A 22,465-nucleotide genomic window follows, 5' to 3' on the forward strand; every position below is an offset into this window, starting at 1 on the left:
GAGGCCGGCTGTTGCCCATTCCCGATTCCCGTTTCCCGATTCCCCGCCTCAATAGACATCACGCGCATACCGCCCCTCCCGCTGCAGTTGGCTGAGGTAGGCGGCGGCGTCCTCGGGGCTGCGGGCGCCGTGTTCGGCGACGATGTGCAGCAAGGTGGCGTGCACGTCCTTGCCCATGGCGATGGCGCCGCATACGTACAGGTGCGCGCCGTTCTGCAGCCAGTCGTAGACCGCGCGGCCGTGTTCGCGCAGGCGCTGCTGCACGTACACCTTGGAGGGGGCGGCGGTGCCGCGCAGCGGCTGCACGTCGCGCGAGAACGCCAGGTCCAGCCGGTGCAGTTCGCCGCTGCGCAGCGCCTGCTGCCATTCGGCCTGGTAGAGGAAGTCGCGGTTGAAGTGGCGGGCGCCGAAGAACAGCCAGTTGCGGCCGCCGGCGCCGCGCTCGGAGCGCTCCTGCACGAAACCGCGGAACGGCGCCACGCCGGTGCCGGGACCGATCATCAGGATGTCGCGGCTGTCGTCGGCCGGCACCCGGAAGCGTTCGTTGGGCTCGATGTAGACCGGGGCGCTGTCGCCTTCGGCCAGGGCGGCCAGATAGCCGCTGGCGGCGCCGCCGTGCGCATGGCCGTGGGCGTCGTAGGCCAGCACGTCGACGGTGAGGTGGGCTTCGTCGCCGACCCGCTTGCGGCTGGAGGCGATCGAGTACAGGCGCGGGACCATCGGCCGCAGCGCCTGCAGCAGCGCGGCGTGGTCCCAATCCGCCGGCCAGCGACGCAGCACGTCGATCACTTGGTGATCGGCGAGCAACGCCGCCAGGCCGGCGGTCTGGGTGGGGGCGAGCAGCTCGGCCAGCGCGTTGGCGCCGGCCCGTTCGGCCACTGCGGCGAGCAACGGGCGCGAGGCCCGGGTCAGTTCGCGATGGCTGGCGAGCCACTCGTGCAGGGGCAGTGTCTGCCCATCGACAGTGAATGCGACGTCGCCGTCCAGGCGCGTCGCGGCCAGGACCGCCTCGACCAGCGCGGGCGGATTGCGATGGCGCACGCCCAGGGCGTCGCCGGGTTCGTAGTGCAGGCCGCTGCCGGCCAGCGACAGTTCCAGATGGCGCACGTCCTTGTCGGCCTGGCCGTGCGCGGCGTAGCGCGGTCCCTTGAAGTCGCGGCCGCTGATCGGCTGGTTCGCCAGGACCTCGGCGGCGAACGGTTGCGTGCGGCTCCAGGTCGCGGCGGCGGCGCCGCGCAGCGGCGTCACCGTGGCCGACGGCGCCGCGGGCGTGCGGCCCAGGATGTCGCGCGCCTGCGCCAGCGCCTGCGCGCGCCACGGTGCCGCCACCGTCTCGATCTCCAGGTCGGCCTCGCCCAGCGGCAGCAGCCGCTGCGCGCCGAGTTCGGCCAGGCGCGCGTCCAGGCGCCGGGCGATGCCGCAGAAATCGGCGTAGCTGGAATCGCCCAGGCCGAGCACGGCGTACTGCAGCTGCGGCAGCTTCGGCGCGCGCCGGCCCTGCAGGAACTCGACGAAGCCGATCGCATCGTCCGGCGGGTCGCCCTCGCCCTGGGTGCTGATGACCACGTACAGCAGGCGTTCGTTGCCCAGCTCGCGGGTGGGATAGGCGTCGGCGCGCAGCAGGCGTACCGCCAGCCCGGCCGCTTCGGCCTCGGCGGCCACCTGTTCGGCAGCGCGACGTGCGTTGCCGGTCTGGCTGCCGTAGACGATGCTCAACTGCGGCGTGGGCGAGGGCGCCGCGGCGGCGCCGGCGACCACGGCCAGCGCCGGGGTCGCCGGCCCCTGCGCCTGGGCCAGGCCGGCGGCGTAGCCGGACAGCCACCACAGGCCGGCCGCGTCCAGGCCCTCCACGGTCCGCGCCAACAGCGCCTTGCGCTCCTCGGGCAAGGGGCTGGGTGGCAGCGCGGGCGAGGCGGCGGTCATGGCCGGTCCGGGGATGAGGAAGGGATGACCGATGTTAGGGATTCGTTGCGCGCGACAGAAAGGAACAGGGGTTATCGGCTCATGCCCGTGGCTTATTTCTGCTGCCCGTAGACGCCGCGCACACTGCCGCCCCGATCGTCACGCCCGCTGTTACGCTTCGGGTCCGTCCCTCCACTGCCTGCCGCCGCCGTCTCGATGAGTGCGTTTTCCCTGTCCCACCTCGACCGCCTCGAGGCCGAGAGCATCCATATCCTGCGCGAGGTCGCTGCCGAGTTCCGCAACCCGGTGCTGCTGTATTCGGTCGGCAAGGACAGTTCGGTGCTGCTGCATCTGCTGCTCAAGGCGTTCGCGCCGGCGCCGCCGCCGATCCCGCTGCTGCACGTGGACACGCGCTGGAAGTTCCGCGAGATGATCGCCTTCCGCGACCGCCGCGCCGCCGAGACCGGCGTGGAACTGCGCGTGCACATCAATCCCGACGGCGTCGCCCAGGACGTCGGCCCGTTCAGCCACGGCGCCAGCGTGCACACCGACGTGATGAAGACCCAGGCGCTGAAGCAGGCGCTGGACCTGTGGAAGTTCGACGCCGCCATCGGCGGCGCGCGCCGCGACGAGGAGAAGGCGCGGGCCAAGGAGCGGGTGTTCTCGTTCCGCAACGCGCATCACCGCTGGGATCCCAAGCAGCAGCGTCCGGAACTGTGGAATCTGTACAACCCGCGGATCCATCCCGGCGAGAGCGTGCGCGTGTTCCCGCTGTCCAACTGGACCGAGCTGGACATCTGGCTGTACATCTACCGCGAGGCGATTCCGGTGGTGCCGCTGTACTTCGCCGCCGAGCGTCCGGTGGTGGAACGCGACGGCGCGCTGATCATGGTCGACGACGCACGCCTGCCGCTGCGTCCCGGCGAAACCCCGCAACTGCGCCGCGTGCGCTTCCGCACCCTCGGTTGCTACCCGCTGACCGGCGCGATCGAGTCGCAGGCCGACACCCTGGAGAAGATCATCGCCGAGATGCTGCAGGCCACCACCTCCGAACGCCAGGGCCGGATCATCGACCAGGACCCGGGCGCCTCGATGGAGCAGAAGAAGGTGGAGGGGTATTTCTGATGGGCTGGGAATCGGGAACAGGGAATCGGGAATCGCAAGTGCAAAAGCAAGCATCGCCGCCATCTGACGCGTCGCAGGAGACCGCTGTTCCCATTCCCGATTCCCCATTCTCGATTCCCGGCCGCGACCGCGACGCCGTCGCCGCCTACCTCCAGCAACACGAACACAAGCCGCTGCTGCGCTTCATCACCTGCGGCAGCGTCGACGATGGCAAGAGCACCTTGATCGGGCGCTTGCTGTACGACAGCAAGCGGCTGTTCGACGACCAGTTGGCCGCGCTCGGTGCCGACAGCAAGCGCCACGGTACCCGCGGCGGGGCGATCGACTATGCGTTGCTGCTGGACGGCCTGGCCGCCGAGCGCGAGCAGGGCATCACCATCGACGTGGCCTACCGCTATTTCGATACCGACCGACGCAAGTTCATCGTCGCCGACTGCCCCGGGCATGCGCAGTACACCCGCAACATGGCCACCGGCGCGTCCACCGCCGACGTGGCGGTGGTGCTGGTCGACGCCGCCAAGGGCGTGCTGACCCAGACTCGCCGGCACAGCTACATCGTCGCCCTGCTGGGCATCCGCCACGTGGTGCTGGCGGTCAACAAGATGGACCTGGTCGACTTCGCGCAGGACACGTTCGAGACGATCGCCGCCGAGTACCGCGCGCTCGCCACGCAACTGGGCATCGCCGACGTGCAGTGCATTCCGCTGTCGGCGCTGGAGGGCGACAACCTGTCGCAGCGCTCGGCGCGCATGCCCTGGTACGCCGGCCCGGCGCTGCTCGAACACCTGGAAGGCGTGCAGCTGGACGCGCGCACCGCCGACAGCGGGCTGCGTCTGCCGGTGCAGTGGGTCAACCGCCCGCATGCGCAGTTCCGCGGCTTCGCCGGCACCGTGGCGGCCGGCGCGGTGCAGCCCGGCGATGCGGTGGTGGTGCTGCCGTCGGCGCGGCGCGCGCAGGTCGCCCAGGTCCTGGTCGGTGCCGAACCGGTGCCACGCGCAGTGGCCGGGCAGGCGGTGACGCTGACCCTGACCGAGGAGATCGACGTCAGCCGCGGCGATGTGATCGCCGCTGCCGGCGATCCGCCGGAGGTGGCCGACCAGTTCGCCGCGCACGTGCTGTGGATGGACGATGCCGCGCTGCTGCCCGGCCGTCCGTACTGGCTGAAGATCGGTGCGCGCACCGTGGCCGCCAGCGTCACCGAGATCAAGCACCGCATCGACGTCAACACGCAGGAGCGCTTGGCGGCCAAGCGGCTGGAGCTCAACGAGGTCGGCTACTGCAACGTGGCGCTGGACCAGCCGATCGCCTTCGCCCCGTACGCGCAGGACCGCACGCTCGGCGGCTTCATCCTGATCGATCGCCACAGCAACGCCACCGTCGCCGCCGGCACCCTGGATTTCGCGCTGCGCCGCGCCGGCAACGTGCACTGGCAGCACCTGGACGTGGACAGGGCCGCGCGCGCGCGGATCAAGGGCCAGACGCCGAAGGTGCTGTGGTTCACCGGCCTGTCCGGCGCCGGCAAGTCGACCATCGCCAACCTGGTCGACAAGCGCCTGCATGCGCTGGGCTACCACACCTTCATCCTCGACGGCGACAACGTGCGTCATGGCCTCAACCGCGACCTGGGCTTCACCGACGAGGACCGCGTGGAGAACATCCGCCGCGTGGCCGAAGTGGCCAGGCTGATGACCGATGCCGGCCTGATCGTACTGGTCAGCTTCATCTCGCCGTTCCGCGCCGAGCGGCAACTGGCGCGCGAGCGCTTCGGCGAGGGCGAATTCCTCGAAGTGTTCGTCGACGTGCCGCTGCCGGTGGCCGAGGCGCGCGACGTCAAGGGCCTGTACGCCAAGGCGCGCGCCGGCCTGATTCCCAACTTCACCGGCATCGATTCGCCGTACGAGGCGCCGGAGCGCCCGGAACTGCATCTGCATGCCGATGGCGACAACGTCGAAGCGCTGGCCGCGCAGGTGCTGGCGGCGCTGGGGCTGCAGGACTGATGCGGGAGTGGGGCGTTGCGAGGGTCGATCACCTTCCCGATGCCTCCGCACTGTAGGAGCCAACTGTCATGCAGTCGCGCCGAAAGGCGCCCGCCAGGCACCCGACCTCGAGGCGTCGGGACTGAAGTCCCTCCCACAGTGCATCCAGCCAACGTGTCGCAAGTCTCAGTAGGAGATGTTCCGTCACACGCGAATAGCGCTCGCTGTTGCGGAAATAGGCGTTGTTGTGTGTCCATCAGGATCAACAGGCAATGAGCGCCACCACGCGCAGCGCATTTGTTGGCGGACACGGCAATGCCCCAGGCGTGCGCAGCAGTCGCGGTTGCCTCGGCCTTTGCTATTGGCCTTTGCTGTTGATGTTGCTCTGGCTTTTGATTGACCGGGTTCCCTTCCGCAGCGGCGGCCATCGCGGGGAAAAACCCCGCAGGGGCGGCGCAAATGGATGTGCGCCGTTCGCGGCAGGGGCAGGATGCCCCTTCCGCGAATCCCCGGGATGGACGCGGACCCGGAGCGCGTCAGCGCGGAGGGCGCAAGGCAGGGTGTGCTTTCTTTTGGTTACTTTTCTTTGCACAAGCAAAGAAAAGTGACTCGCCGCAAGGCGAAAGCCCTGGCTGTTGCTTGAGATGTAGGAGCCGGACGTGAAGAGCCTCCGCAATGCCTGCGGGCTAAATCACTGCCGGTCATCACGTGACAGCCGCCGCCGCGCGTGCTTAAGTCGTCGCCCTCCTCATCGGCGAAGGCCTCTCCATGCCAGCTCTGTCCCGTCGCGTGCTGTTCTCCGTCCTCGCGCTGTGCTGCGGCGCGGCCTGCGCGCAGGCGACCGACGCGGTGCCGAGCGGGCGTCTGCCGGAGTGGGCGGTGCCCGAGCACTACGCGCTGGACCTGAAGATCGATCCGGAGCGCACCAGCTTCGACGGCACCGCCACCGTCCGCGTGCGCCTGGAGCGCGCGTCCGACCACCTGTGGCTGCACGGCAAGGAGTTGCGGGTGAGCAAGGCCACGTTGCGCACCGCCGATGGTGAGTCGTTCCCGGTGCGCTACGCCCAGGCCGACGCGCAGGCCGGCGTGGCCCGCATCGCCTTCGGGCGCACGCTGCAGCCGCAGGAACTGACCCTGACCATCGTCTACAGCGCGCCGTTCAACCAGCAGTTGCAGGGCCTCTACCAGGTCAAGGCGCAGGGGCATGCCTATGCCTTGACGCAGATGGAGCCGATCAGCGCGCGCTACGCCTTCCCCGGCTTCGACGAGCCGGCGCTGAAGACGCCGTTCGCGCTGCGCCTGACCGTGCCCGAGGGCGAGCAGGCGCTGGCCAATACCCGCGCCGTGTCCACCGAGCCGGCCGGCAAGGGCTGGAAGACCGTGCGCTTCGCCGAGACCGTGCCGCTGCCGACCTACCTGGTGGCCTACGCGGTCGGGCCGTGGGACGTGGTCGACGGGCCGGCGCTGCCGGCCACGCCGCAGCGCCCGCAGGCCATCCCGCTGCGCGGCGTGGCCGCACAGGGGCAGGGGCCGCGCATCCAGCGCGCGCTGCAGCAGACGCCGGAGATCATCGCCGCGCTGGAGGACTATTACGACTTCGGCTATCCGTTCGACAAGCTGGACCTGGTGGCCGCGCCGGACTTCTCCGCCGGGGCGATGGAGAACCCCGGCTTCGTCACCTTCCGCGACTGGCTGTTGCTGCTGGACGACGATTCGCCGCGGCACAACGTCGAGGGCTCGTTCAACGTCACCGCGCACGAGCTGGCGCACCAGTGGACCGGCGATACGGTGACCATGGCCTGGTGGGACGACCTGTGGCTCAACGAGGCCTTCGCCACCTGGATGCAGCAGAAGATCACCATGCGCCTGCGTCCGCAGTACCGCGCCGACCTGGACCGCATCAGTGCCGCGCAGGAGGCGATGGACAACGACAGCCTGGTCAGCGCGCGCAAGATCCGCCAGCCGATCACCGGCAACGGCGACATCGAGACCGCCTTCGACAGCATCACCTACCGCAAGGGCGCCGCAGTGCTGGGCATGTTCGAGCAGTTCGTCGGCGAGGACACCTTCCGCAGCGGCATGCGCGCCTACATCCGTGCGCACCGTTTCGGCAACGCCACCGCCGACGACCTGGTCGATGCGATCGCCGCCGCGGCCGGCAAGGATGAGGATTTCAAGGCGGCGTTCCGCAGCTTCCTCGACCAGCCGGGCGTGCCCTCGCTGCAGGTCCAGGTGCAGCCGGAGGCGGGCGGTGCGGTGCTGCAATTGCACCAGCAGCGCTTCCTGCCGCTGGGTTCGCGTGGCAACGCCGCGCAGACCTGGGGCGTGCCGGTGTGCGTCAAGTACGGCACGCGCCAGGGCGTGCGCCGTGCCTGCCAGATGCTGTCTTCCAGCGACGGGCGCCTCGCGCTCGCCGGCGCCGATGCGAACAGTTGGGTGATGCCCAACGCCGGCGGCACCGGCTACTACCGCTTCGCCCTGCCCAGGCCGCAACTGGCCGCGCTCGGCCGCCATCTCGATGCGCTCGACGATGCCGAGAAGTTGGCCTATGCCGACGCCATCGACAGCGCGTTCCGCACCGGCGATGCCGACACCGCCGACGTGATCGCGGCCATGCAGCAGCTGGCGCCGGCCAAGGCCACGGCCGTGGCCACCGCGTTGAACGACCGCATCGGCTGGATCTGGCGGGTGCTGGCGCGCGACGACGCGCAGCGCGCCAGGCTGCTCCAGGCGACCGAGGCCGCGTTTGGCGCACGCCTGCAGGCGCTGGGCGATCAGCGCCGTGCCGGCGACAGCGACGACGACGTGGCGCTGCGCTCGCACCTGGCCGATCTGCTCGGGGTGACCATGGGCGTGCCGGCGGTGCGGCAGGCGCTGCTGGCCCAGGGCGATGCGGTGCTGGCAGGCAAGGGCGGCGCGCTGGACTTCGCCGCCGCCAACCCGGACCTGCTCGGCACGGCGCTGACCGTGGCGGTGCAGACGCGTGGTGCGCCGGCCGTGGATGCGTTGATCGCCGCCCTGCGCGGCCATGGCGAACCGGCCCAGCGCAACGCGATGATCGACGCGCTCGGCGCCGTGCGCGACCCGCAGCAGGTGCAGAAGGTGCGCGATTTCGCGTTGACCGATGCGATCAAGGTCGGCGAGATGAAAAGCCTGCTGATGGGCGCGCATGCCGAGCCGGCCACGCATGCTTCGATGTGGCCCTGGTACACCGCCAACTTCGATCGCATCGTGGCACGTTCCGGATCCTTCGACGGCGGTCGCCTGCCGGCGCTGGCCGCCAGCGGTGGCTGCGACGCCGCCGAAGCGGACCGGCTGGAGGCATTCTTCACCCCGCGCCTGAAGGCGCTCAGCGGCGCCGACCGCGGCCTGGCGCAGACCGCCGAAACCATTCGCCTGTGCAGTGCGCTGCAGGCGCGGCAGCGTGCCGCGTTTCCGCCGCATTGATCGCAGTTGCCAGGCCCCTGCGCCGCCCGCATGCTACGCGGCACGCACTCGCGCGGCAGGCGCAGGGATGGCGGATCCGGTGGCGGACGACGCTGCCGGGCAACGTTCAGGGGGAACACATGGATCCGAAGCTGCATGACGTGCTGGCCAGAACCAATGTGGCCGAACTGGTCCAGCCGGCGTGCGCCGAACAGGTGACGCATCAGCCGGTGCAGCCGGAGCCAGCGCCGCCACCGCCGCCCAGGTACGCCACCTCCGATCCGTTCCAGTACCACCTGGCCAGCACCGAGATCGTCGGCAAGTTGGCCGAGGGGCGTACGTCGCCGGCGTTGCGTTTTTTCGGCTGGCTGGTGTTCGGACTGCCGATGGCCTCGTTCGGATTGATGATGCTGCACGCGATCTGGTATGACGCCTCGGCGCATGCCCTGTATGTGCCGCACACTCTGGGGCAAGCGGTGCGCATGCTGCTGGGGACTGCATCGGCGCTCGCCTTCGTGATGGCCTATCCGTACTTCACCCGGCGTCGTACCGCCAAGGATTGAGTGAGCGCCGCAGGCCGCGCCACGCGTGCGCTGCGTCTCATCGCGCAGCGCCTCGGCGGGCCGGCAAGGGTCGTCGGTCATGCCCGAACTGTCTCAACGCCGGTCACGCCGGGCCGTTAGACTGGGCCGAACTCCACGCGTCCGGGATTTCCATGCCGCACCGACCACGCGCCGGCGTCCGCCTGGTGTATCTCCTGTTGTCGTCGATCGCGCTTGTCGGGTGCGGCAAGCCCGCGGCGCCGGCCAAGGCCAATGCCGCGGTTCCGGTGACGCTGCAGACGGTGCAGCTGCGCGACTGGAACGACAGCCTGTCCTCGCTGGGCACGGTCAAGGCGCGCGAGTCGGTGACGCTGACCGCCAAGGTCAGCGAGATCGTCGAGCGTGTGCATTTCGAGAGCGGCCAGGAAGTGGCGGCCGGCGCGCCGCTGGTGACGCTGCGCGGGCAGGGCCAGCAGGCGGCGCTGCGCGAGGCCGAGGCCACCTACACCGAGGCCGAGCAACTGTACCGGCGGCAGAGCGAGCTGGTCGGTCGGCAACTGGTGTCGCGCGCGCAACTGGACACGCAACGCGCCCTGCGCGACGCCGCACAGGCGCGGGTGCTGCAGATGCGTGCGGAGATCGGCGACCGCAGCGTGCGCGCGCCGTTCGCCGGCGTGCTCGGCCTGCGTCAGGTCAGCCCTGGCGCGCTGCTGACGCCGGACGCCACCATCGCCACGCTCGACGACGTGGCCCAGGTCTATGTGGATTTCCAGGTGCCGGAGGCCGCGCTGTCGACGGTGAAGCCCGGAGACGTGGTCGGCGGCCGCAGTGTGGCCTACCCGGGGCGCGCCTTCGAAGGCAAGGTCGCCACGGTGGATGCGCGCGTGGACAGCGCCACCCGTGCGGTCACCGTGCGCGCCGCGTTCGACAACGCCGACCGCGCGCTGCGCCCGGGCATGCTGATGGACGTGCGCCTGTACCGGCCCGCGCGGCAGGCGCTGGTGATCCCGGAGATCGCGGTGGTGCAGGTGGGACGCGATGCCTTCGTGTACCGGGTCGGTGCCGATGCCACCGTGGCCCGCGCCGACGTGCGCACCGGCACGCGCCGCGACGGCCTGGTCGAGATCGTGGAAGGCCTGCAGCCCGGCCAGCGCATCGTGGTCGAGGGCACCGGCAAGCTGCGCCCGGGCGTGGCCGTGGTCGATGCCGCCGCCGGCGGCAACGGCGGTGGCGCGCGCAGCGGCAGCGCCGCGGCGGACCTGGCGCGATGAAGCTGTCCGATGTCTCCATCACCCGGCCGGTGTTCGCCGCGGTGATGAGCCTGTTGCTGGTGGTGCTGGGGGTGATGGCGTACAGCCGGCTGACCCTGCGCGAGCTGCCGGCGATCGATCCGCCGATCGTGTCGGTGGATGTGCGCTATCCCGGCGCCTCGGCGGCGGTGGTGGAAAGCCGCATCACCCAGGTGCTGGAAGACGCGTTGGCCGGCATCGAAGGCATCGAGACGATCCAGGCGCGCAGTTCCAACGGCGTGGCCGACATCAGCCTGGAGTTCCGCGCCACCCGCGACATCGAGGCCGCCGCCAACGACGTGCGCGACGCGGTCAGCCGCGTGCTCGACCGCCTGCCCGACGAGGCCGACGCGCCGGAGATCGCCAAGGTCGAGTCCGATGCCGACGCCATCCTGTGGCTCAACATGAGCTCCAGCACGATGGACGCGCTGCAACTGTCCGATTACGCCGAACGCTACGTGGTGGACCGCCTGTCCAGCATCGACGGCGTGGCGCAGGTGATGCTGGGCGGGCGGCAGCGCTACGCGATGCGGATCTGGCTGGACCGCGACCAGTTGGCCGCGCGCGCGCTCACCGTGGCCGACGTCGAGAACGCCCTGGCCCGCGAGAACGTGGAACTGCCGGCCGGCCGCCTGGAATCGGCCGATCGCGACTTCACCCTGCGCGTGGAGCGCAACTACCGCACTCCCGCGGACTTCGCCGCCATTCCGCTGGGCAAGGGCCGCGACGGCTACGTGGTGCGACTGGGCGACGTGGCCAAGGTGGAACTGGCCTCGGCCGAGCGCCGCGCCTACTTCCGCAGCAACGGCGTGCCCAACGTCGGCCTGGGCATCGTCAAGACCTCCACCGCCAACAGCCTGGACGTGGCCCGCGCCGCGCGCGCAGCCGCGCAGCAGATCCAGCAGACCCTGCCCAAGGGCACGCAGATCTTCGTCGCCTTCGATTCCACCGTGTTCATCGATGCCTCGGTGGAGCGCGTCTACCACACCCTGATCGAGGCGGTGGTGCTGGTGCTGGTGGTGATCTGGCTGTTCCTGGGCAGCGTGCGCGCGGCGCTGATTCCGGCGGTGACGGTGCCGGTGTGCCTGGTGGCCGCGTTCATCGCGCTGTATGCGTTCGGCTTCTCGATCAACCTGCTGACCCTGCTCGCCTTGGTGCTGTGCATCGGCCTGGTGGTGGACGATGCGATCGTGGTGGTGGAGAACATCCAGCGCCGCGTCGATCTGGGCGAGCCGGCGCTGGTGGCCGCGCGGCGCGGCACCGCGCAGGTCGCCTTCGCGGTGATCGCCACCACCGCGGTGCTGGTGGCGGTGTTCCTGCCGGTCGGTTTCCTCGAAGGCAACACCGGGCGCCTGTTCCGCGAACTGGCGGTGGCGCTGGCCGCGGCGGTGGCGATCTCCGCCTTCGTCGCGCTGACCCTGACCCCGATGATGTCGTCCAAGCTGCTCAAGGCGCACGCGCGCGAGCAGCCCAACCGCGTACATGGCTGGGTCGAGGCGCGGCTGCAGGGGCTGAGCGCGCGCTACCGGCGCGTGCTCGAGCGCCACGTCGGCCGCGCCTGGCTGTTCGGCGCGCTGCTGCTGGCGGCGTTGGCGGCCAGTGCGCTGCTGGCGCGGGTGATTCCCTCGGAACTGGCCCCGGCCGAGGACCGCGGCTCGTTCCAGGTGATGATCGATGCGCCGGAAGGCGCCGGCTTCGACTACACCGTGGGGCAGATGCACCAGGTCGAGACCATCCTCGATCGCCACCGCGGCGACGGCCAGCCGATCGCGCGCGCCAATCCGCGCGTGCCCGGCAGTTTCGGCGCCAGCGAGGAGATGCACACCGGCCGGGTCAGCGTGTTCCTGCGCGACTGGAGCGAGCGCGACGTGGCCACCGCCGACGTCGCCGCCCAGTTGCAGGACGAACTGCGCGCGCTGCCCGGCGTGCGCGCGCGCACCCAGGTCGGTGGCGGCCTGGTCAACAGCCGCGGGCAGCCGTTCCAGATCGTGCTCGGCGGCCCCGACTACGCCGAGATCGCGCAATGGCGCGACCGCCTGCTCGCGCGCATCGCCGACAACCCCGGCCTGGTCGGCGCCGACTCGGACTACAAGGAAACCCGGCCGCAGATGCGCGTGGAGATCGACCGCCAGCGCGCGGCCGACCTCGGCGTGCCGGTGACCGAGATCGGCCGCGCGCTGGAGACGCTGATGGGCTCGCGCCAGGTCACCACCTTCGTCGACAACGGCGAGGAGTACGACGTGATGCTGCAGGCCAGCCGCGACGGCCGCGCCAACCCCGACGACCTGGCGGCGATCCGGGTGCGCGCCGACAACGGCCAGCTGATCCCGCTGTCGAACCTGGTGACCCTGCGCGAAGTCGCCGAGCCGGGCAACCTGCATCGCTTCAATCGCCTGCGGGCGATCACCATCAACGCCGGCCTGGCCCCGGGCTATCCGCTCGGCGAGGCGATCGCCTGGGCGCAGCAGGTGGCGCGCGAGGAACTGCCCGACTACGCGCAGCTCGACTGGAAGGGCGAATCGCGCGAGTACCAGAAGGCCGGCGGCGCGGTGCTGCTGACCTTCGCCCTGGCGCTGCTGATCGTGTACCTGGTGCTGGCGGCGCAGTTCGAGAGCTTCATCCACCCGCTGGTGATCATGCTGACCGTGCCCCTGGGTGTGCTCGGCGCGCTGATCGGCCTGGCGATCAGCGGCGGCACGCTCAACCTGTTCAGCCAGATCGGCATCGTCATGCTGGTCGGGCTGGCGGCCAAGAACGGCATCCTGATCGTCGAGTTCGCCAACCAGCTGCGCGACGCCGGGCGCAGCGTGCGAGAGGCCATCGTCGAAGCGGCGGCGGTGCGTCTGCGCCCGATCCTGATGACCTCGCTGGCCACCGTGGTCGGCGCGATCCCGCTGGTGGTCGCCGGCGGCCCCGGGTCGGCCAGCCGCGCCACCATCGGCATCGTGGTGATCTTCGGCGTGTCGGTGTCGACGCTGCTGTCGCTGTTCGTGGTGCCGGCGTTCTACGCGCTGCTGGCGCCGTACACGCGGTCGCCGGATGCGGTGCAGCAGCGCCTGCAACAACTGGAGGCGCAGACGCCCTCGGTCGGCGGCCACGCCTGAGCGGGAGCGCTCGGGCCGGCTTGCTTCAGGCCGGATCGACCCGCGACGACGCCAGCGGCCGCGGCGCGCAGCGCGGCTGCTGCAGCAGGTGCACGAACTGCGCGGCGATCACCGCGCCGCCGAAATGGCGCTGCACGAAGTCGCGCCCGGCCTGGCCCATGCGCTGGCGCCGTTCGCCGTCGCACAGGCGCAGGATCGCGTCGTGCCAGCTAGCGATGTCCCCGGGGGTGAGCAGTTCGCCGCTGACGCCGGGGTCCAGCGTCTCGGCGGTGCCGCCGACGTGGCTGGCCAGCACCGGCACGGCGCTGGCCTGCGCTTCCACCGAGACCCGGCCGAAGGTTTCCGGCGCCAGCGACGGAAACGCCAGCATCGACATTGCGTTGTAGTACGGGGTGGTGTCGTTGACCCAGCCGACGAAGCGGTGGCGTTCGCCGTGCGGCTGCGCCGCGGCCTGCGCCTGCAGTTGCGCCGCGTCCGGGCCGTCGCCCAGCCACAGGCAGTGCAGGCGCGGTTCCTGCGCCATCGCCGCTCCTGCAGCCTCCAGCAACGGGAAAATGCCCTTGCCGGCATGCATGCGCCCGCTGTAGCCAAGCACGATCGCATCCTCGGGCAAGCCCTGCGCGGCGCGGATGGCACGGCCACGTTCCGGATCCGGGCGCAGCCGTTCCATGGTCACCGGGTTGTACAGCACCTGCACCAGCGCCTCGGGCACGCCGCGCTCCAGGTAGGCCTGGCGCGCGTAGTGCGACACCGCGAAGAAGCGCGCCGCCAGCCGCGGGATCGCATAGCCGGACAGCGCGCTCATCGCCGGCGTGCGGTGCCGGAACAGCGCCACGCGGATGCCCAGGGCACGTCCGGCCAGCAGCAGCGGCCAGTATTCCTTGCCGAAGTTGCCGACCAGCCAGTCCGGCCGGCTGCGCCGCGCCACCCGCAGCAACGGCCCGTAGCCGTCCGGGTCCAGCACGTTGCGGAAGTGCCCGACATGCACGGTGATGCCGCTGCGGCGCAACTCGTCGGCGATCAGGCCGCCTTCGCAGGCGATGACCTCGACCTGGTGGCCGACGCCGGCCAGCGCCTGCGCCAGCGCCACGAAATGGGTGGCCGCGCCGGTGTTTTCGGGATTGGTGCCTACGAACAGGAATTTCATCCGCGCCGGTCCTCGTAGGCGGTGAAGGCGCGCAGCGCGAACTGCGGCAGCAGGTGATGGCGCGCGACCTGGATGCGCGGGTAGCGCATCGGGTCCGAGCCGGCCGGGGCGCGGCCGCGGCGGGTGCTGGTGGCGGCGGTGTAGCCGGCCTCGCGCACCACGTCGGCGACGCGGTCGTCGACATCGCCGTACGGGTAGCAGAACTGCGGCACCGCCTCGCCGAGCAGGTCCTCCAGTTCGCGCTTGCAGCCGCCGATCTCCTCGCGCAGGGCGGCATCGCTGCAGCCGGTCAGGTGCGGGTGCGAGCGGGTGTGCGCGCCGATCTCCATGCCGCCGTCGCGCCACTGGCGCAGCTCGGCGAGGTTCATCAGCGGCTTCTCGATGCCCAGCTTCTGCGCATCCCACACGTTGTGGCGGCCGATGCAGCCGCTGACCATGTACACCGTGGCGGTGAAGCCCAGCCGCTGCAGCACCGGCAGCGCCGCGTGCAGGTTGTCCAGGTAGCCGTCGTCCAGGGTGACCACCGCGACCTTGCCCTGGCGCTCGCCGCGCAGGTAGGGCATGGCGTCGGACATGGACACGCCGCGGTAGCCCAGCCGCTGCAGCAGGCGCATCTGCCGGGCGAAGCGGCCCGGGCTGACGTACAGGCTGCGGTACACCTGCAGATGGCGTGGCGCCTCGGCCACGTTGTGGTACATGAAGATCGGAATGCGGGCCGTGGCGGCGGTGTCGGAGGGCATCGGGAACGGCTCTTGGGACGGAAGGGCGAGGTGCGGCGCGGGAGTCTACCGGCGCTGGCTTTCGCTGGTCTGTCGGGTAAAACCCTCAGCCGTAGACGATTGCGCGACCCGGCGGACGGCCCGGCCGGCGGCTATGCTGGGCGTTCCGTTGCCGCAGGAGCCGCCGATGTCCGAGACCGCCGTGGCCGGCCGCTGGCACGACCTGCGGCTGCAACTGGACGGGATCGCGCTGCGTCGCTGGCGCGCCAGCGACCTGGACGCATTGGTCCGCCACGCCGACGACGCCCAGGTGGCGCGCGGGCTCAGCCGGCGTTTCCCGCATCCCTACACGCGCGCCGACGGCGCCGCGTTCCTGGGCGGGCAGGTGATCGACCTGCGCGACCCGGTGCTGGCGATCGAGATCGGCGGCGAGGCCTGCGGTGGGATCGGCCTGCATGCGGCGGCTGTGCCGGCGCCCGGCTGCGCGGAACTCGGCTACTGGCTCGGCAGTGCGCATTGGGGCCAGGGGCGGATGACCCGCATCGTCGCCGTCTACCTGGACTGGGCGGTGCCGGTGCTGCGCCTGCAGCGGATCGAGGCGCTGGTACTGCCGGACAACCCGGGCTCGGCGCGGGTGCTGCAGAAGAACGGTTTCGCCGAGATCGGCGTGCGCTCCGAAGTGTCGGTGCGCGACGGGCAACGGCGCGCGCTGCGGCTGTTCGCGCGCACCTGGCCCGGCGCCTGAGTCGCGTCGCCGCCGCCGTCGGGCGGCGACGCGACTCAGGCGATCATGCGACGTCAGTAGGAAATGGTCGCCGAGGTGGCGGTGGTGTCCACGGCGTAGTCGCACTGCACGTCCAGGCCGGAACTGTCGCTGTAGGACACCCATGCCGGCGAGGCCACCCGTTGCATGCGGTAGTCGTAGACGCCGATCGCGTCGAAGGTGATGCGGCGGTCGGGCGGATACTGGTCGCAGCTGTCCACCGCATACACTTCCAGCGCGCCGCCCACCACCAGGTGCGTCCGGGAATTGATGTCGTAGGTGGTGCTGAGTCGCACGCTCTGGCCGCTGGTGACGTTGCGCGTATCGACGTTCCAGTTCGCGCAGGGCCTGCCGTTGTTGCAGGTGGCATAGGTATCGCCGACGATCCGGTCGCCGGCCTTGGCCGGGATGAAGTCGCTGTACCAGACCATGCCGTCCTGGCAGCAATTCCAACTGCTCAGATCCCAGGTATTGCTGTCGCCGCGGTAGCCCAGCACCGGTTGCAGGATGGTCGGATCGTCGCTCTGCATGCCGGGGAAGAAATACACCGTCTGCTGCGCCACGTTGGTCGGATTCTGCGGCACCGTCCAACTGGCCACGATGCGGCCCATCTTGTTGCCGGTCACGTCGATGGCCGACTGCACCCAGTCGTGGGTGATCGGCGGCGGCACCGCGCGGCGTGCGCTGGAGGCTGCCAGTGCGGCGTTGCCGCGGACTTGTCGGCCATCCACGCCGCGTCCGTCAGGCCGTACCCGGATGCCGCTGGGCGTGAAGTTGTCCTGGGTGCAGGCCTGCGCCTGTTCGCGCACGCCGCTGGCGCGCTGCAGGCCGCCGTCGCCGAGCACGCGCTCGTTGCGATGCACCTGGCGCACGCAGGCCGGCGCGAAGTAGCCGAAGGGCGTCTGGATGTAGTCGTCGGGAACGTCGACGGGTTTGTGTGCGGCGCGCAGGGCGCCGGCCCGGGCCAGGCGCGCATCGGGTGCGGCGGTCTGCGCCAGCGCGCCGGCGCTGAGGCCGAACAGCGCCAGCAGCATCAGCAATGCGGTGCAGGCGCGGTGGCGTGCGGTCCAGGAAGAAACGCGGAAGTCGGAGTGCATGGGAGTTCGCCTTGTCGTGAGAATGCGGAATGCGTTCTCGGGAGGCCATGCGGCGGCGCGGCGCGTTGCGGCGCCGACGGTCGCGGCGTGCCTCCCGTCTGCGAAGCGAGTGGGATGGGACGTGGCTGTGCTCGATAGAGGCCTGCGTGGTCGCTGAGGAAGCGGCGACGATGGACCCAACACGCAGCGCGCGCTTGTCGGATTTCCGCATGCCTCGCCGCGAATCCCGCATGGTGCGTGCGAGGGTGAACTGCTTCTCGGTCGCCGCCGCGATCTGGTTTGCGCTTCGTGTCGCGCGATGTAGACAAGTGCCGGCGCCGCGCTGGACCACGCCGGGGGCAGCCGGCGGCGCGCGGATGAGCGAAAATGTCCGCAGCCCGCCGTTCCCGACGAGCGGCCCGCGTTTTTTTTCAGGAGATTGCCATGCGTCATGCCCTTCGTTCCCGCTGCGCCACGGGCGTGCGCCGATGACCTCGCCCTGGGGCAACCGCCCACGCGGTGCAAGCCCCCCCTCTCCCCCCGGGAGAGGGGCCGGCGGCGAGGGTGCGGCGGCGGCGACCAACCGCAACGAACTGCGCCTCTACGGCCTCAACGCCGTGCGCGCGGTGTACGCGCGGCGGCCGGAGGCGATCCGCAAGCTGTACCTGAGCGAGGCGCGGATTCCGGCGCTGCAGCCGCTGCTGAAGTGGTGCGTGGCCAATCGGGTCGGCTACCGCGTGGTGGACGACGCCGACCTGCACAAGCTCGCCGCCAGCAGCCACCACGAAGGCGTGGTCGCCGACGTGCTGCGCGTCGCGCCGCTGGCCTTGGCCGACTGGCTGCAGACGCTGGCGCCGGGACCGGTGGTGGCGCTGTGGCTGGACGGCGTGGGCAATCCGCACAACTTCGGCGCGATCCTGCGCTCTGCGGCGCATTTCGGCGTGGGCGCGATCCTGTTGCCGGAGCAGGCCGCACTGGCGCTGTCCGGTGCTGCCGCGCGCGTGGCCGAGGGCGGCGCCGAGGCGGTGCCGCTGGTGCGGCTGCCGCCGTCGGCGCAGGCAGTGGCGCAGTTGCGTGGCGCGGGCTTCGCCCTGGCGGCGACGCTGGTGGCCGGCGGCGACGATCTGTTCGCCAGCGCCTTGCCGCAACGCCTGGTCTACGTCATGGGCGCCGAGAGCGACGGCATGGATCGCGACTTCGCGCAGGCCTGCGACCTGCGCCTGTCGATCCCGGGCAGCGGCGCGGTGGAAAGCCTCAATGTCGCCGCCGCCACCGCGGTGTTGCTGGGCACCTGGCGCAGCCGGCATCCGCACCAACCCGCTGCGCGCTGAACCCGGCGGCCGGCGCCAGGGGGCGGCTGCATTTGGCTACGAAATAGTGTGCGCATCTGCCGGTTTCGGGTTTGCGGGGCGCTTGTCGGCGGCGTAGCGTGCAGGCGCGCCTCGTCGATGCGATCGCGCTTCGCGCGATGCGTGCCAGCGAGACCGCGCAGTTCCCCCTCCCGAAAGGGCCATCGTCACTCCTGCGGAGATGTCGCTATGAAGCTGCTGTTCTCCATCAAGCACCTGCTGTCGTCGAAGAAGCCGCTGAAGTCGTACGCCTGGTACATCTGGTACTGAGCGCCCTGTGCGTTGCCGCGCGCTGTCGCGTGCGGCCGGTGCCCGGCGGCGACGCTGCGCCGGGCGCCGTTCCTTCAGGAGACTCGCGATGTCCGCCACCCTGGTCGATCGCCACGCGCGCGCCACGGTCTTCGCGCCGCGTCTGCAGGACCTGCTGCGCACGCATGTGGGGCAGGAGGCGTTCCGCCTGGATGCCGACACGGTCGGCGTCGCCGGGCCGACGTTGACCGACCGCCTGCTCGCGGCCCGGCCCGCGACCGAACACGAACGCCCGACCTTCAAACCGCTGCACGGCCGCTCGATCGCGCGCAGCGAAGCGGCCAAGCTGATGCAGGCGATCGGCCGCGACGTGCGCGAGGCGCTGAAGCGCCCGGTCCCCGCGACGCTCGATCTGTCCGGCCCCTGGCCGCATGTCGGCCATGTCTATCTGCGCGATCTGCTGCTCGGCGGCGATCCCTGGCGGCTGCGCCTGCTGATGGACCGCACCCTGGAACTGACGCCGCGCCTGACCTGGGCAGTGATCGCCGCCGGCGCGCTTGCACCGCTGGCGCCGGGCGCGGACGCCTCGGCACTGGCCACGTTGCTGTCCGCGGCCGGCAACTACCGCGAACGTCGCGATGCGATGGGGTTGTACCGGCGCACCGCCGCGCCGGTGTGCTTCACCATTTCCACGCTGGTCGCCAATGCGCTGTGGCTGGGGTCGCCGTTCGACCCGCATGTCTGCAACCGCAACATCCTCTACGAGACCCTGCGCCTGCTGCCGCCATCCTGGAACATCCTGCGCAACGCCTCGCCCGAGTACGGCGCGCTGGATCCGCGCATCGGCGCCGGCGACGACGTGCTGGTACTGCCCTTGCTCAGCCATCGCGATCCGGCGCTGTGGGACGAACCGGAGGCGTTCCGACCCGAGCGCTGGGATGGCCTGGACCCGGATGCGTTGCCCGGCTACCTGCCGTTCGGCCATGCCTCCGAGCGCTGCTGGGGGCGGCACATGGTGATGCCACTGGCGGAACGGTTGCTGGACCTGCTGCGCAACCAGGGGTTGGTGGCCGACCCGCGGCAACGTCGCGCCGAGGTGCCGTTGACCGGCCTGCTGGGCGTCGCCCAGGTCGACGTGGTCCGGCACGCGCGCGACTGAGCGGCAGCGCACGCGTCGCCGCGGCGATCAGCCCGCTGCAGGCGGTGCGGTGGAGGCGCGCGTGACCAGGGTGTAGTCCAGCACCTGATGGGTGCCGCGGCTGGGCAGGCCGTCGCGGCGCTGGCGGATCTCGCCGAGTAGCAGCGTCACCGCCGCCCCGCCCATCGCCGTGACCGGCTGGTGGATGGTGGTCAGCTCCGGCCAGATCGTCGTTGCCACCGGCGTGTCGTCGAAGCCGGCGATCGACAGATCCTCGGGCACGCGCAGGCGCAGCCCGTGGGCGATCGCCAGCGCCGCGGCGGCCATGTCGTCGTTGCTGCACAGGATCGCGCTGGGGCGCGGCGCGGCCTGCAGCAGCGCGGTGGCCGCGAGCAGGCCGGAGCGGTAGGTGAACAGGCCTTCGGCCACGCGTTCCGCCGCCACCGTCAGCCCGGCCCGCGCCATGGTGTCGAAGAAACCGCGGCTGCGCAGCGCGCTGGGCGTGTGGCCGGGATCGCCGCTCACGAAGCCGATGTCGCGGTGGCCCAGATCGAGCAGGTGCTGGGTGAGCGCGCATGCGGCCGCGTAGTCGTCGATGCGCACCGAGCTGACCCCGGGCAATGGCGCGCCGGTGGCCACCGCCACCAGCGGGATGCCGCGCGCTTCCAGTTCGGCGATGGTCTGCCGCGCATCGCACAGCGGCGGCGGCAGGATCAGGCCATCGGCGCCGGCATCGAGCAGGCGTTCGGTGGCGGCGCGCTGGCTGTCGCTGTCCTCGCTCTTCTCCACCAGCACCTGGCAGCCTTCCAGGCTGCTGCGTTCGAGCACGCCGAGCATGAACTGGTTGAGGTAGGCCGCGCTGGGGTTGCTGTACAGCACGCCGATGCGGGCCAGTCCTGCGGTGCGCAGCGAGCGGCCGGCGAGGTTGGGGCGGTAGCCGAGCGCCTGGATCGACGCCTCGACGCGCTCGCGCATGGTCGCGCTCACGCGCGGGTGGCGGTTGATCACGCGCGAAGCAGTCATCGGCGACACGCCCGCATGGCGGGCCACATCCAGCAACGTCACCGCTGAGCCCGCGCGACGTTGCCGTATGCCCATCAAAGGTCCTGGCGCAGCTGCGGAAGGGAAGCCCCTGCGCGCGTCCTGCGCAGGTCCGGTGCACTTTACTCCCTGGGCGGTTCCACTGTCTTGGCCTGGCTGCCGAACCCGCCGTCGGCCTGCGCCGCCAGATACGCGAACACCGCATACGCGGCGACGTTCTGCGCCAGCGCCTTCGGGTCGATCTTGTCCAGGGTGTCGTCGGCGGTGTGATGCAGATCGAAGTAATCGCTGCCGTCCTGCGCCAGCCAGGCCCAGGCGCCGCCTTTGGCCGCCAGCGGGCCGACATCCGGGCCGGGGCCGCCGGCGTCCGGCGCGTAGGCGATGCCGAGCGGTGCCAGCGCCTCGGCGATCTGCCGGGTTGCTTCGCGCGAGCCGGCGGCGTCGCCGGAGCCGGTGTTGAAGGCGTAGATGCGGCCGGCGCCGAAATCGCTCTCGGCGGCGATCTGGTGCCGCGCCACGTCCTTGGCATGCGCCTGCGCGTAGGCCTTGCCGCCGTACAGGCCCTGCTCCTCGTTGGCGAAGGCGACCACGCGGATGCTGCGCTTGGGCGCCTGCTTGAGCTGGCCGATCAAATGCCCGGCGGCCATGCTGATCGCCACGCCGGCGCCGTCGTCGATCGCGCCGGTGCCCAGGTCCCACGAATCCAGGTGCCCGCCGATCAGCACCACCTCGTTGGGCAGCGTGCGCCCGGTGATCTGCCCGATCACGTTGTAGGAAGTGGCGGTGCCGTCCCAGCCGCAGTCCAGCGCCAGGCGCAGGCGCACCGGGCCGCGCGCGAGCAGGCGCGCCAGTTGGTTGGCATCGGGCACCGACAGCGCCGCCGACGGCACCGGCGTCAGGCCGTCGTCGAAGCGGGTGATGCCGGTATGCGGCACGCGGTGCGAATCGGTGCCGGCCGAGCGCATCACGAAACCGACGGCGCCCTTGCGGATCGCTTCGGACGGCCCCTTGCTGCGCACCGCGCCGCCATTGCCGTAGTCCTTGCCGTCGCGGGTGCGCAGCATCTGGTAGTCGACGAAGGCGATCTTGCCGCGCAGCGCGTCGGCGGGCGCCGCCTGCAACGCGGCCAGGTCGGCGAAACGCACCACCTCGCCCTCGACCGTGCCGCCGGGGCTGCCGCCCAGCGCGGTGACGGTCAGCGGTTGCGCGTGCGCGCCGAGCACCTGTGCGTGTTCGCTGCGCCGCTCCCACTTCGGGAACGTCACCGGCTCGGTCCAGACCTTGTCGAAGCCCAGCGCCTTGAATTTCGCGGTGGCCCAGGCCACCGCGCGTGCATCGGCCTCGCTGCCGGCCATGCGCGGACCGATTTCGGTGGTCAGCGATTCGACCACCTTCCAGCCGGTGTCGTCGGCCAGCGCCCGCTCGCGCAGCGTCGCTGCATCGCGCAGCGCCGCCTCTGGAATGCGCGTGGCCTCGGCCGCGTTGGCGGTGGAGGACAGGCTCAGGACGGCAGCGATGACGACGGCGAGACGGCGCATGGAAAACTCCGCGGACACAGGAACAGGGAGCTTAACAGTGCCTCGCCGCCGTGCACGGCGCGGCCTCCATGGAAGAGGCCG

Annotated in this window: 15 protein-coding genes and 1 pseudogene; 10 read left to right on the top strand and 6 right to left on the bottom strand. The window is 71.0% G+C overall.

The genetic code is table 11. The annotated features are described in order from the left end of the window. Positions 1-48: 48 nt before the first annotated feature. Positions 49-1,923, bottom strand: a complete 1,875-nt coding sequence (locus J7357_RS19165) for an assimilatory sulfite reductase (NADPH) flavoprotein subunit (RefSeq protein WP_209248927.1) — start codon at positions 1,921-1,923, stop codon at positions 49-51. A gap of 195 nt (positions 1,924-2,118) precedes the next feature. Between J7357_RS19165 and cysD the strand changes: the two genes are divergently transcribed. From cysD to J7357_RS19195, 6 genes are all read left to right on the top strand, one after another. Next, complete coding sequence (gene cysD, locus J7357_RS19170) at positions 2,119-3,027, top strand: sulfate adenylyltransferase subunit CysD (RefSeq protein WP_019799632.1); 909 nt, start codon at positions 2,119-2,121, stop codon at positions 3,025-3,027. Further along, positions 3,027-5,024 carry a sulfate adenylyltransferase subunit CysN gene (gene cysN / locus J7357_RS19175; protein ID WP_209248929.1) on the top strand — a complete coding sequence of 666 codons (1,998 nt, stop codon included), beginning with the start codon at positions 3,027-3,029 and terminating at the stop codon, positions 5,022-5,024. The genes cysD and cysN overlap by 1 nt, the downstream gene beginning before the upstream one ends. A gap of 747 nt (positions 5,025-5,771) precedes the next feature. Next, on the top strand, positions 5,772-8,450 hold the full coding sequence (locus J7357_RS19180) for a M1 family metallopeptidase (protein ID WP_209248931.1): 2,679 nt from the start codon (positions 5,772-5,774) through the stop codon (positions 8,448-8,450). Positions 8,451-8,569: 119 nt separating this feature from the next. After that, positions 8,570-8,992, top strand: coding sequence for a hypothetical protein (locus tag J7357_RS19185; protein WP_209248933.1), 423 nt, complete (start codon positions 8,570-8,572; stop codon positions 8,990-8,992). Positions 8,993-9,144: 152 nt separating this feature from the next. Then, the gene (locus J7357_RS19190; protein ID WP_209248935.1) at positions 9,145-10,242 is read left to right on the top strand and encodes an efflux RND transporter periplasmic adaptor subunit; all 1,098 of its coding nucleotides are present in this window, start codon (positions 9,145-9,147) and stop codon (positions 10,240-10,242) included. Next, positions 10,239-13,364: an efflux RND transporter permease subunit gene (locus J7357_RS19195; protein ID WP_209248937.1), complete on the top strand. Its 3,126-nt coding sequence runs from the start codon at positions 10,239-10,241 to the stop codon at positions 13,362-13,364. The genes J7357_RS19190 and J7357_RS19195 overlap by 4 nt, the downstream gene beginning before the upstream one ends. Positions 13,365-13,389: 25 nt before the next feature. Here the strand turns inward: J7357_RS19195 and J7357_RS19200 are convergent, their stop codons facing one another. Next, positions 13,390-14,511 (bottom strand): glycosyltransferase family 4 protein, encoded by a 1,122-nt coding sequence (locus J7357_RS19200; RefSeq protein ID WP_209248939.1) that lies wholly within the window; start codon positions 14,509-14,511, stop codon positions 13,390-13,392. Further along, complete coding sequence (locus J7357_RS19205) at positions 14,508-15,251, bottom strand: polysaccharide deacetylase family protein (RefSeq protein WP_209248941.1); 744 nt, start codon at positions 15,249-15,251, stop codon at positions 14,508-14,510. Before J7357_RS19205 ends, J7357_RS19200 begins: the two co-directional genes overlap by 4 nt. Positions 15,252-15,417: 166 nt before the next feature. Here J7357_RS19205 and J7357_RS19210 point away from each other — a divergent pair, with 166 nt between their 5' ends. Then, entirely contained in the window at positions 15,418-15,975 is a 558-nt protein-coding gene (locus J7357_RS19210) for a GNAT family protein (RefSeq protein ID WP_244667666.1), read from the top strand. A gap of 53 nt (positions 15,976-16,028) precedes the next feature. On the opposite strand, the gene J7357_RS19215 is transcribed toward J7357_RS19210, so the two are convergent. After that, complete coding sequence (locus J7357_RS19215) at positions 16,029-17,090, bottom strand: hypothetical protein (protein WP_209248945.1); 1,062 nt, start codon at positions 17,088-17,090, stop codon at positions 16,029-16,031. Between the two features lie 467 nt (positions 17,091-17,557). Between J7357_RS19215 and J7357_RS19220 the strand changes: the two genes are divergently transcribed. From J7357_RS19220 to J7357_RS21545, 3 genes and pseudogenes are all read left to right on the top strand, one after another. Continuing rightward, a complete protein-coding gene (locus tag J7357_RS19220; RefSeq protein WP_209248947.1) occupies positions 17,558-18,400 on the top strand; it encodes a TrmH family RNA methyltransferase in 843 nt (280 codons plus the stop codon). A 207-nt stretch (positions 18,401-18,607) separates the two neighbouring features. Continuing rightward, complete coding sequence (locus tag J7357_RS21435; RefSeq protein ID WP_234006660.1) at positions 18,608-18,688, top strand: tryptorubin family RiPP precursor; 81 nt, start codon at positions 18,608-18,610, stop codon at positions 18,686-18,688. A gap of 622 nt (positions 18,689-19,310) precedes the next feature. Further along, positions 19,311-19,622, top strand: a pseudogene (locus tag J7357_RS21545) (cytochrome P450); the annotation flags it as partial. Positions 19,623-19,853: 231 nt separating this feature from the next. Here J7357_RS21545 and J7357_RS19230 read toward each other — a convergent pair. Both J7357_RS19230 and J7357_RS19235 read right to left on the bottom strand, forming a co-directional pair. Further along, the gene (locus tag J7357_RS19230; protein WP_209248951.1) at positions 19,854-20,906 is read right to left on the bottom strand and encodes a LacI family DNA-binding transcriptional regulator; all 1,053 of its coding nucleotides are present in this window, start codon (positions 20,904-20,906) and stop codon (positions 19,854-19,856) included. Positions 20,907-20,968: 62 nt separating this feature from the next. After that, positions 20,969-22,384, bottom strand: a complete 1,416-nt coding sequence (locus tag J7357_RS19235) for a M28 family peptidase (RefSeq protein WP_209248953.1) — start codon at positions 22,382-22,384, stop codon at positions 20,969-20,971. Positions 22,385-22,465 lie beyond the last annotated feature (81 nt).

Source organism: Xanthomonas sp. D-109 (assembly GCF_017746095.1).
In the GTDB taxonomy this organism is placed as follows: Bacteria; Pseudomonadota; Gammaproteobacteria; order Xanthomonadales; family Xanthomonadaceae; genus Xanthomonas_A; species Xanthomonas_A sacchari.